The organism is Bartonella sp. AP21QHHD, assembly GCF_042196205.1.
Taxonomy (GTDB): domain Bacteria; phylum Pseudomonadota; class Alphaproteobacteria; order Rhizobiales; family Rhizobiaceae; genus Bartonella.
On the sequence record NZ_JBHIPT010000016.1, the window covers coordinates 1 to 9,421 of the forward strand.

The window sequence follows — 9,421 nt, forward strand, 5'->3', positions numbered from 1 at the left end:
ACCTTTTTTGACATATCCAAAGTCTCTTAATGCTCTAATTCGGTGAAGAGTTCTTCCATCAAACGGAATTGTTTCATCAGTAAGTTCGTATTTTTTCATCTGGTCTTTTCTCCAGTTGAGATTCTTTTATCGCCATCAATCCAGTCGTCCCAACATACACATGCATCACCGTAAATTTTTGCATGACCATAAACATGCGCATCACCGCAAACTTGCGCATTGCCGTAAACACGCGCCCTATCGTAAATGTGTGGCTCTTCGTAAACTTGTGCATTGCCATAAACTTCTGCATTATCAAAAACGTGCGGTTCACCGCAAATATGTGCATCACCGTAAACTTCTGCATGACCGTAAATGCATGGTTCATCGAAAACTTCTGCTTTGCCATAAATACGAGAATTGCCGTAAACATGTGCATAACCGTAAACTTGTGCATTTTCGTAAACCTTAGCATTACCAAAAACCTTGGCATTACCATAGACTTTTGCATAATCCCCAATCCAGCAATTGCCATCATGACTTAGATTGTCTTCTTTTTGTATAAAACCGCCTAGGTCATCTGCTTTAACATCATCAAAATCCCTTAAAGCACGAATACGGTGAAGGGTTTTGCCATCAAACTCAATTGTTTCATCAGTCAGTTTGTATTTCTTTTCCATGGTTTTTGCCCCTACCTTAAGATAGCATCACTTCCATAAAATGCTGTTTTGCCAGCTACTATGGCATTACCACCAACTTTTGCGTTATTATAAAATTCGGCATCTTCATAAACCTTAGCGTTTTCATAGACATATGCATTTTCATAAACCCACGCCTCATCACCAACCCAACAATTGTCATCATGGCTAAGATTTCTTTCACTCTCTACAAAGCCACTAAAATCACCTTTTTTAACATCTCCAAAGTCTTTTAATGCACGGATACGGTAAAGCGTTATTCTATCAACTTTAATTGTCTCATCAGTCAGTTTGTATTTCTTTTTTATCATAATAACCTCCTCTTAATGCATGCTTTGTCTTTTAAGCTCTTGAGACAGCACACCAATTCCTTTTGCTGTGACTTTTGCGCAAGGAATGACCTTTTCTATTCCATTTGCGGTTTGAAGTGTGATAGTTGGACAATCCATAAGTTTCTTTTGGATTTTGTCTTGATACGGTAGCAAATTTCCACCTGCTGCTCGTCTGTAAACCCAACCTTTTTGCTGTAAGAAGAGAATGAATTGTTTTGGTTGCATCTCGAGTATTTTAGCGGCTTCTGTAAGACCAAAGAGTCCATTATGACGCTGTAAGCTTTCAAGAGCCATGGCTTTTGGTGTTAAATCTTCAATGATGGTGTCTTTTTGATCTATTTGACCTTGTAGGTAATTCAAAAAGCCAATCATAGCCTTTGGACTTGAATAGTCGATTTGTGGTGTTACTACTTGCTTTACACGCTTTTCACATTCGATAAAGTATAAACGGGCTTCTCTCCCTTTCTGATTGTTCTCAAGCATAGAAAGCTCTTTGGCTCTATCAAGTGTGAGATAGTAGTTAATCGCGATAACAGCCCTAGATTTTGCGCTCGCCAAATTTGGCGAGCGCAAATCTTGTGTTTTTACAAAGTCTTGTCCTTCTATAAAATTGTATCTGGTAATACGGTCCTTAATCCAATTTGAAAAGTCACGTTTTGCCTCTAAGAATGCATGCAGATCACGTGCATTTACTGTCTGAACAATTTCCTTATCAATGGCTTGTTCTTTAATCTCTATGAGAGTATTCATGATGAACTCCTAAAGTTTTGCATCATCACTCTCTTAATTAACAAAAACACAAGGTTTGATATAATATTCTGCCATAGTTTCTATGACGTTCTGCTTGAGCAATTTTCCTTGCTGCGTGAATTTTGAAGTAATGATTATCGGTTTTATCTGTTTCTATTTCAGATTTTAGACAAATCTTCTGTCTGTTCCATTCTTGTTTTGTAAAAACAAAATCCATGCCTTCTTTTAGATCAAGCTTTTCAACACAATCATTAAACCAAGTGGAAAAATCTTGTTTCAAATGTAAGTACCTATGCATTACATGGGCATTGACCATTTGGACATAACCGATTTTGTTGTCTACCTCGTTTTCAGGCGTGAGATATCCTTCACTATGAATATGAGTATCATGTGTGGTCATAAGTTTACTCTAATCAATTATTGATGGGAAAAAGGGAGGCGCTTTTAAAAGCGCCCTTTAGAATTTTAAAGCACATCACAAGGACGCAAACGGTGTTGTTGTTCATAAGTACCGTAAATCTCATCATTATATTTTTCGTCTGCTAAATCAGATAAAAGATCGTGGTAAGCATCACTTTCACGTACAAAGTCATGAACCTCACTATNACCTCATCAACAATGCTTAGAATTTGACTTGCATCAAGTGGTCCAGACTCTGCAATGTGTTGATCTTTATCGTAGGTAACTAATAAAATTTCATTGGAATTTATAAGAATTGGATTTTCCATAATTTTTCCTCCCTAACGCCTCTTGGCGATTGTTTGTGCGTGGTTTGTATAATTACTTATACGTAAATGTATAAATATAAGCAAGCAAAAAATCGCATATATTTCATTTTTTTTGCATTTTCACTTAAATGCCATCTTCACAAGCAATAGAATCAAAAACTTTATTGGGATTACTTCATAAGTAGACGATAGGATTTGCGCGGTAATATTGCAACTATTTCTCCAACCCATTTTATCTTTGCATTTTTAATAGGTAGCGCATTCCATGATTTGAGTACAATGCCCTCTGAAGAGCGAGTAATTTGTTTGATGAAACGCCTATTATCTTCTGTTAGAACGACAACTTCATCACCGTAATAATCGCTCATTGGCTTTGTTTGCAGATGTTTAACTACGATTAAATCACCATCTTTATATACGGGATACATAGAATCTCCACGAACCATGAATCCTATTGTTTCAAAAGGCAAATCAAATGGTATTTCGATTGTTTCAAGCCCATCTTCTGGGATTTGCTCAACATCGGTATCAATCTCTAATCCTGCTCCTACATATCCCATGACAGGAACAACTGTAGTAATTTGATTATAACCTTTTAAGCTTTTATAAAGTTCTAGAATTGAGTCTCTGTGTGAACCTCTGGGATCTGATTCACTTCCTAACCATCTTGACACGGTCGCTTGGGTTACATTTAATCTATCGGCAAGATCTTTTTGATTAAGACCAAACTCAGATTGCAATACTTGCAATGTCGCAATGATATTTTTCGTCATAATTAGTTACTTATGATTTTAAAATTAAAAAAATCTATTGTTTTTTTTAATTAACTCTATACAATTGCGTATATGGTTAAAATAAAGGACTTAACTCAAATGGACACAGAGGAAAAATTCAAGATTAAATCTATCCGAAAGTGTTTATCGCTAACACAAAAAGAATTAGCAGACATTTTAGGCGTTAAGCAAGCCTCTGTTTGTCGTTGGGAACAAGGCAAAGGACTATCTTTAAATAGTTATTTAAAGCTGCAAAAGTTGAAGGATAGTTCTAGCTCTAGTTCTGCTTTTATTGCTGCTCCTACAGATAGTAATGAACATCAACAGCACCATTCACATTCTTAAACAGGCATTAAATAAAGAGATCAAATAAATAGATTACGCGTCACCATGCGCACGCATAAATACGCAACAGCTTTAAGGGGGGGATTATGATCACTAATTTATATTTAATGAAAGAAGGGGATGCGCATGTCTAATGGTATGCCATGGATAAGATTCCATTTGTATGACTGGATAAGTGGTACAGATGGAATGACGTTAGAGCAAAGGGGCGCTTATATGACGCTTCTCGTTCGCATGTACGATAAAAAAGCACCAATTAAAGAAGATTTTGAAACGCTTGCACGTGTTTGCAATTGTTCACAAAAAAAGTTTGCGACTATTGTCGAATATCTCATGAGAAATAATAAACTTGTTGAGACAGATAATGGATTGTGGAATACGCGCGTTGAAGAAGAACTCAATAACCTCAGTGAAGAGCTAGATAATTTTACCTTTAATAATAATGAAGAAAAGGAGGTAAAATATGTCAACTAAATTGGCTTGGACGAGACTTAATACAGACCAGTGGCTATTTAAACTCTCTGATTTACCACCTATGGAAGTCAATGTTTATGTGAAGTTGCGGATAAGAATGTTACACACGCGTGAGCCTCTTTTGAATGATGCACGAATATTATCTCATTTTACTTGTTGTTCAGTAAAAAGATTTGAAAAGGCGTTAAATTATTTATTTAGATCTGGACACATCATTTGTTTAGAAGATGGACGCTTGTGGAGTTTAGATGTTGAAGAAGAACTCAATAACTCAAATGAAAATTTAAATAAGTTTTCAGAGAGAGCAAAGAAAGCAGCGCAGGCAAAATGGGCAAAACATCATAAAGCAAAAACAATGAGTGATGATCAAGATGCTAAAAATGCTAAGCATGATGCTAACGGTATGCTTAAGGATGCTAAGCATGATGCTTGTGGGGATTTTAGCAATGCACAAGAAATGCTTAATGATGCCATTAACAATAACAATAACATATATAATAAAAAAACTAAAACTAACGTTTTAGCAAAAAAAGAAATTGGTTCTGAAAGTTTAGAAACAAACGAACAGGTTGACGAGACAACAGAGGTTGCTGCTGTTGAGACCACATCAGAGCAAATCACAACGGGTGTAGACAACCAACCTCCCATTCACGAGCAAGAGAACGTTCCCAAAAAAGCAAAACGAGCGCAAGCTAATCGCGGTTGTCGATTGCCAGAAGATTTTGAACCCGATTACGATTTTGCAATCGAAAAAGGCTTGCCTCCAGAGCGTGTCAAAGTCGAAATTGCAAAGTTTCGAGATTTTTGGAAAGCCTGTGCAGGAAAGAATGCTATCAAACGTGATTGGCAAGCAACATGGCGTAACTGGGTGCGAAAGGCTATCGAGGATTTAGAAAAAACAAAAAACACGAACAACAATGGTGGAAACAATGGAAATTACACTCAAAAGCAAAAAAGCATTGGGGAGCGTATCGCAGACAGTCTCCTTGATATCGGAAATCGAGGGTATTTTGAAACACATTCATGCGATGATACCTCCGAGCGGTCCGTTTGTTTTGAAGGATGGCAGCCAATTAACGAAACAGCAGGAATCGATTGCTTTAGAGGCTAGTGATCAATTGCAAGAGCTCTTCGCAGTGAAAGCAGGTAAAGAGGATATAGCAAAAGCTATTCGCATGCTGTCGTGTGGTTTGAAAATAGCACAACAATCAGACCATGAGGGAATGGCGTTGACCTATGGGATGGTTTTGGAAAATGTCTCTGCATGGTCACTGATGACAGTGGTCAAACGGATTTTATGTGATGAAATAAATTGTTTATCCGATACGTTTTTTCCGAGCACACGAGAACTTGTCAGGTTGTGTCGTGATTTGGAAAACGATCTTTTGAGAAAAGTCAATTTTGTACGCAATGCTGTTTTGAGATTCCGTGAAAAGGAGTTGAAAGAACAAGCAGCGAAAGAGCATTCAACGCCTATAACGCTTGTTCACAAGCAAGAGCTTGAAGAGACTTTAAATGGCATTGGTGGGATAATGAAACGCTTTGGTTCACAGCAAAATAGTGAAAAGTGCTGATCATTTTACGATTAGACATGCATTTAAATCGACAAAAAGGTACCGTATAAAGCGATTTAAAGATTTTACGATGAAAAAATATCTGTAATATAAAGCGCCCTGTACGGTCAAATTTAAGGCAAATAGACCAATTGGTAAAATTATGGACTAAAAACATGAGAATATTAAAAGACCTGTTCTTAAAAAACCGTCAACAACCAATGCAAAAAGAGTTTGTTGCAACAGCTGTTGGTTATGTTCCTTGGGGGGACGGAGCAGAGGAGTATTTTTACAACCTCTACGAATATGAAGACGGCACAAGAGAGTGTGAAAAGTTTGATGGCGGACAGTATTATACCACACCAGAAAATGCGGATTTTAGTACCAAAGCGCAGGTGAAAGCATGGGTTTACGGTGGTGCTATTCCGAAAAGCGTTCTCAATTACGAACCTCTTATAGACGAGATCAATAAAGAGATCAAAAAATTATCGAAAACCGCAGGAAATAAATATGTTTACAGATAAACAGCTAAGAGCCTTGTTTGGCATTATAACTTTTATATTTTTATGTTTTTTAGGAATTAAAAAAAATCCCTACTTTATTCAAAGTATTTTGATATTTGCATCTTTTGGTTTGATAATAGTAACAAATATTTTTGTAATTTTATGCAATTCTCATATTCCTTTTGAGTTGCAGAACAATCCAAAATATAAAGATGATGATACAACGGGTTGGGTGAAACTAACACGTGATTTACAACAGTATTTGCACAGACTCTTAAAACTAATAAGTTTAGCGCTTGTCGTTTTAATTTTCCCAAGTAGTTATAAAGAAACTGTTTTTTACCTGTCATCTCTAAGTACGTGGAGCATAAGCTTTCTTTTTCATTGGATACTGTACTTTGGTACTCAGATATTGCTCTTTGGTATTCCTTTTTAGTTTGTGTATTTTTCCTTATGTTACATACACGCAGTTTAATAAATATATCTATTTACACACTACAGTGCTCAGTTAAAAAGCTATAGTAAAATTCCGATTTTATAAAACTGTTCAGATTAAATGACGTTGTCTCTTCTCAACGTTCATAGATGAAATCAACAAAAACATCAAAAAATCATTGAAAACCACTTGATTGCATTAATAGGAGCTTGAATCAAATGCTTACACCATTTGGCAAAACCTTACGTAAAATTCGTATTGATCGAACAGAACGTTTATTAGATATGGCTAAGAAATTAGGCGTATCTATAGCATTTTTATCTTCTGTAGAAATTGGCAAAAAGCCTATACCTGCTGACATGGAAGAAAAGATCATTGAGAAATATGCTTTAAATGAAGAAACGGCTTCTATCTTGAGAAGAGAAGCAAATATTTGTAGTAAGAATTTTACAATGAACTCTTCTGACCCACTTAACCATGAAATTTCTAACACGTTTGTTAGAATGTTTAAATCTCTTTCACAACAAGATCTGACAAAGTGCAAGGAACTCATGGAGAAAGTAGAAAAAAAACGGTGCTTGCAGAATAGAATACCTTGATCCCCTTATTTTATACACCGTAAACATAATTTTATATGTTAAAAAACAATAATATCCTTTTGAAATAATTGAATAAATACGCAAATTATGCTAAGATTTTTATGTATAAATTGCAAATTTAAGGTAAGAAAAAACATGCTAAATAAAGTGACGTTAATCGGACGCCTTGGTGCTAATCCCGAAAGCAAAACTATGAATTCTGGAGCAGAAATAGTCAATTTTAGTATAGCGACTTCTGAGAGCTATACAGATAAAAAAACCAATCAAAAAGTAGAGAAAACAGAATGGCATTCAGTTGTGATTTTTAATCCACATTTAGCAAAAATTACACTTCAGTATCTCAACAAAGGTTCAAAGATTTACGTAGAAGGCAAATTACAAACACGCAAATGGCAAGATAAAAATGGGCATGACCGTTATACAACAGAGATTATCTTACCACAATTCAAAGGGGAATTGTATTTGCTTGATGCAAAGAAAGAGCAATCAGCATCCCCTACCCCTTCACCCATTACTTCTCAAAATTATGCTATCGCTTCAGGTGCTACTGATCATGGCACATCTCTTAATGATGCTATCCCATTCTGATTGATAACATATGACAAAGAGAAAAAAACGTACAAAACGCGGACGTCCTCGGATTAAAGGATGTATCAGAGAACCAAACGGACGCATCTCACGAGCAAAAACACCGCATAAACCCATGGATAAATTGGCAATTGAAATGCGTGCCAAACGCTTTGGCTTGACCATAGAAGAGGCTAAAAATCCGCTTTCCGGAACCTATATCGGGCGGTTTTATTTGCAAGGTGAAATCAATCAAGACCAATATGATGCTGCACAAAAATATCTTGAAGTGAAAAACAATTATCTATGTGCAAAAGGATTGCCTAATGCAATTTATGATAACTTTACTCCTTCATCAAATGAGGAGGCACAAAAACGGTGGATTGAAAGAGCAACTCATTGTTATGAAGAGACGAAAGAGGTTATCAAAGAAACACAACACCTCTATAGACAGTATAATCTTTACGCTGCATTACAATATCTTGTTATAGAAGATCAATCGTTAACACATCTTGTTAGCTCTTTGCGTATTGTTCTTAATGCGCTTCATAAGCATTTTAGCCATTAAAAAAGAATTGACATCAGATGAAAAATCATTAAAATGTGTATATATTTACACATTATGAGTTTAGGTAATGGAACAAGATAGCCGAAAAATCATTGCAAAATTAAAGCGTGATGGCTTTGAACTTATCAAAGTGAAAGGTTCTCATCATAAATTTAAAAAAGATGATAAGGTTGTTATCGTTCCACATCCTAAAAAAAATCTTCCGATTGGTACAGCACGTTCTATCGCACAACAAGCAGGCTGGTTAAAAGAAGGAGAAGAAGAATGAAAAGATTTTTTGCTCTTGTTCATAAAGATGAAGAATCTGCTTTTGGTGTTCAGTTTCCTGATTTTGAGGGACTTTTTTCTGCTGCTGATGAGGAAGAAAATTTAATCGCAAATGCAACAGAAGCACTCCAACTTTATTGTGAAGATATAGATAGAGTGCCTATTCCTTCAAAATTTGAAGAAGTCATACAACGGAAATCTGTCAAAACAGCTTTGTCAGAAGGAGCTTTTTTAATACAAGTTCCTTTTATTGAAAATGATTCAGAAGTCATACGCACAAATATATCAATTGAACGAGGGCTTTTACGTGCAATTGATAATTGTGCACAAAAGAGAGGTTTAACAAGATCTGCTTTTTTGGCAACAGCAGCCCGTCACGAGCTTAATATTTAGCTCATCAATCTGGAAAAATTTCTCACTCTCGATTTTTTTACAAAAGCGTGTAATTGCATATGATCCGCAAACTATTAATGAAAATCAAAAGGCGGCAGGCAAACAAAACGCTATAGTCAAGAGGGATATAACTATCATTGATATTATATACATGGCATCTAATATTTCTGGACCTGTCATTGCCTTTCCCTCCTATAATAATTTCACAATAATTTATAAAATCTAAAATATAGATTTTTTTGTTGGCATGGTGTAAAAAATCGTATTTAATGACGGCACTGCATTGGTTGTATTGCGTCCAAAATTCAAAAATATTCCCAAAAATTCAATGAAATATCAAGCCTTTAATATGGCTAGAAAGCTCTGTTTTCTAGATAATTCTGACTAATCTATTTTTCAAATAACAAAAATCAATAATTGACTAATGATGTCATTAATTATGACGCAAAAGGAGCA

Annotated in this window: 15 protein-coding genes and 2 pseudogenes; 11 read left to right on the forward strand and 6 right to left on the reverse strand. The window is 35.6% G+C overall.

Translation table 11 applies throughout. The features are described from left to right. Positions 1–95 precede the first annotated feature (95 nt). The 6 genes and pseudogenes from ACFIMC_RS01430 to ACFIMC_RS01455 all read right to left on the reverse strand — a co-directional run bounded on the left by ACFIMC_RS01430 (position 96) and on the right by ACFIMC_RS01455 (position 3,260). Positions 96–659, reverse strand: a complete 564-nt coding sequence (locus tag ACFIMC_RS01430) for a hypothetical protein (RefSeq protein ID WP_375680952.1) — start codon at positions 657–659, stop codon at positions 96–98. A gap of 11 nt (positions 660–670) precedes the next feature. Next, on the reverse strand, positions 671–988 hold the full coding sequence (locus ACFIMC_RS01435) for a hypothetical protein (RefSeq protein WP_375680951.1): 318 nt from the start codon (positions 986–988) through the stop codon (positions 671–673). Between the two features lie 12 nt (positions 989–1,000). Then, positions 1,001–1,759, reverse strand: a complete 759-nt coding sequence (locus ACFIMC_RS01440; RefSeq protein ID WP_375680950.1) for an antA/AntB antirepressor family protein — start codon at positions 1,757–1,759, stop codon at positions 1,001–1,003. A 37-nt stretch (positions 1,760–1,796) separates the two neighbouring features. Next, complete coding sequence (locus ACFIMC_RS01445) at positions 1,797–2,159, reverse strand: antA/AntB antirepressor family protein (RefSeq protein ID WP_375671932.1); 363 nt, start codon at positions 2,157–2,159, stop codon at positions 1,797–1,799. Between the two features lie 65 nt (positions 2,160–2,224). Then, positions 2,225–2,487, reverse strand: a pseudogene (locus ACFIMC_RS01450) (hypothetical protein). A gap of 170 nt (positions 2,488–2,657) precedes the next feature. Beyond that, on the reverse strand, positions 2,658–3,260 hold the full coding sequence (locus ACFIMC_RS01455) for a S24 family peptidase (protein WP_375627583.1): 603 nt from the start codon (positions 3,258–3,260) through the stop codon (positions 2,658–2,660). Between the two features lie 99 nt (positions 3,261–3,359). On the opposite strand from ACFIMC_RS01455, the gene ACFIMC_RS01460 reads away from it, so the two are divergent. The 11 genes and pseudogenes from ACFIMC_RS01460 to ACFIMC_RS01510 all read left to right on the forward strand — a co-directional run bounded on the left by ACFIMC_RS01460 (position 3,360) and on the right by ACFIMC_RS01510 (position 8,965). After that, positions 3,360–3,605, forward strand: a complete 246-nt coding sequence (locus ACFIMC_RS01460) for a helix-turn-helix transcriptional regulator (RefSeq protein WP_375633286.1) — start codon at positions 3,360–3,362, stop codon at positions 3,603–3,605. 126 nt (positions 3,606–3,731) lie between these two features. After that, positions 3,732–4,079: a DUF1376 domain-containing protein gene (locus ACFIMC_RS01465; RefSeq protein WP_375658300.1), complete on the forward strand. Its 348-nt coding sequence runs from the start codon at positions 3,732–3,734 to the stop codon at positions 4,077–4,079. Further along, positions 4,069–5,190: a hypothetical protein gene (locus ACFIMC_RS01470; protein WP_375685627.1), complete on the forward strand. Its 1,122-nt coding sequence runs from the start codon at positions 4,069–4,071 to the stop codon at positions 5,188–5,190. Before ACFIMC_RS01465 ends, ACFIMC_RS01470 begins: the two co-directional genes overlap by 11 nt. Beyond that, positions 5,135–5,653, forward strand: a complete 519-nt coding sequence (locus tag ACFIMC_RS01475; RefSeq protein ID WP_375671929.1) for a hypothetical protein — start codon at positions 5,135–5,137, stop codon at positions 5,651–5,653. Before ACFIMC_RS01470 ends, ACFIMC_RS01475 begins: the two co-directional genes overlap by 56 nt. 155 nt (positions 5,654–5,808) lie before the next feature. Next, positions 5,809–6,156, forward strand: a complete 348-nt coding sequence (locus tag ACFIMC_RS01480) for a hypothetical protein (protein ID WP_375680948.1) — start codon at positions 5,809–5,811, stop codon at positions 6,154–6,156. After that, positions 6,143–6,657 (forward strand): annotated as a pseudogene (locus ACFIMC_RS01485) (hypothetical protein). The gene ACFIMC_RS01480 and the pseudogene ACFIMC_RS01485 overlap by 14 nt, the downstream one beginning before the upstream one ends. A gap of 132 nt (positions 6,658–6,789) precedes the next feature. Beyond that, positions 6,790–7,170 carry an XRE family transcriptional regulator gene (locus ACFIMC_RS01490; protein WP_375668739.1) on the forward strand — a complete coding sequence of 127 codons (381 nt, stop codon included), beginning with the start codon at positions 6,790–6,792 and terminating at the stop codon, positions 7,168–7,170. A gap of 135 nt (positions 7,171–7,305) precedes the next feature. Then, positions 7,306–7,758 carry a single-stranded DNA-binding protein gene (ssb, locus tag ACFIMC_RS01495; RefSeq protein WP_375668738.1) on the forward strand — a complete coding sequence of 151 codons (453 nt, stop codon included), beginning with the start codon at positions 7,306–7,308 and terminating at the stop codon, positions 7,756–7,758. Between the two features lie 10 nt (positions 7,759–7,768). Beyond that, positions 7,769–8,305, forward strand: a complete 537-nt coding sequence (locus ACFIMC_RS01500) for a hypothetical protein (protein ID WP_375668737.1) — start codon at positions 7,769–7,771, stop codon at positions 8,303–8,305. Between the two features lie 67 nt (positions 8,306–8,372). Beyond that, positions 8,373–8,573 (forward strand): type II toxin-antitoxin system HicA family toxin, encoded by a 201-nt coding sequence (locus tag ACFIMC_RS01505; RefSeq protein ID WP_375612550.1) that lies wholly within the window; start codon positions 8,373–8,375, stop codon positions 8,571–8,573. Beyond that, positions 8,570–8,965 (forward strand): type II toxin-antitoxin system HicB family antitoxin, encoded by a 396-nt coding sequence (locus ACFIMC_RS01510; protein ID WP_375613839.1) that lies wholly within the window; start codon positions 8,570–8,572, stop codon positions 8,963–8,965. Before ACFIMC_RS01505 ends, ACFIMC_RS01510 begins: the two co-directional genes overlap by 4 nt. The last annotated feature ends 456 nt before the right edge of the window (positions 8,966–9,421 follow it).

Bases quoted from the DNA above. Each gene is read 5' to 3' on its own strand.
- ACFIMC_RS01430 (WP_375680952.1), bottom strand. From the start codon at position 659: ATGGAAAAGAAATACAAACTGACTGATGAAACAATTGAGTTTGATGGC.
- ACFIMC_RS01435 (WP_375680951.1), bottom strand. From the start codon at position 988: ATGATAAAAAAGAAATACAAACTGACTGATGAGACAATTAAAGTTGAT.
- ACFIMC_RS01440 (WP_375680950.1), bottom strand. From the start codon at position 1,759: ATGAATACTCTCATAGAGATTAAAGAACAAGCCATTGATAAGGAAATT.
- ACFIMC_RS01445 (WP_375671932.1), bottom strand. From the start codon at position 2,159: ATGACCACACATGATACTCATATTCATAGTGAAGGATATCTCACGCCT.
- ACFIMC_RS01455 (WP_375627583.1), bottom strand. From the start codon at position 3,260: ATGACGAAAAATATCATTGCGACATTGCAAGTATTGCAATCTGAGTTT.
- ACFIMC_RS01460 (WP_375633286.1), top strand. From the start codon at position 3,360: ATGGACACAGAGGAAAAATTCAAGATTAAATCTATCCGAAAGTGTTTA.
- ACFIMC_RS01465 (WP_375658300.1), top strand. From the start codon at position 3,732: ATGTCTAATGGTATGCCATGGATAAGATTCCATTTGTATGACTGGATA.
- ACFIMC_RS01470 (WP_375685627.1), top strand. From the start codon at position 4,069: ATGTCAACTAAATTGGCTTGGACGAGACTTAATACAGACCAGTGGCTA.
- ACFIMC_RS01480 (WP_375680948.1), top strand. From the start codon at position 5,809: ATGAGAATATTAAAAGACCTGTTCTTAAAAAACCGTCAACAACCAATG.
- ACFIMC_RS01490 (WP_375668739.1), top strand. From the start codon at position 6,790: ATGCTTACACCATTTGGCAAAACCTTACGTAAAATTCGTATTGATCGA.
- ssb (WP_375668738.1), top strand. From the start codon at position 7,306: ATGCTAAATAAAGTGACGTTAATCGGACGCCTTGGTGCTAATCCCGAA.
- ACFIMC_RS01500 (WP_375668737.1), top strand. From the start codon at position 7,769: ATGACAAAGAGAAAAAAACGTACAAAACGCGGACGTCCTCGGATTAAA.
- ACFIMC_RS01505 (WP_375612550.1), top strand. From the start codon at position 8,373: ATGGAACAAGATAGCCGAAAAATCATTGCAAAATTAAAGCGTGATGGC.
- ACFIMC_RS01510 (WP_375613839.1), top strand. From the start codon at position 8,570: ATGAAAAGATTTTTTGCTCTTGTTCATAAAGATGAAGAATCTGCTTTT.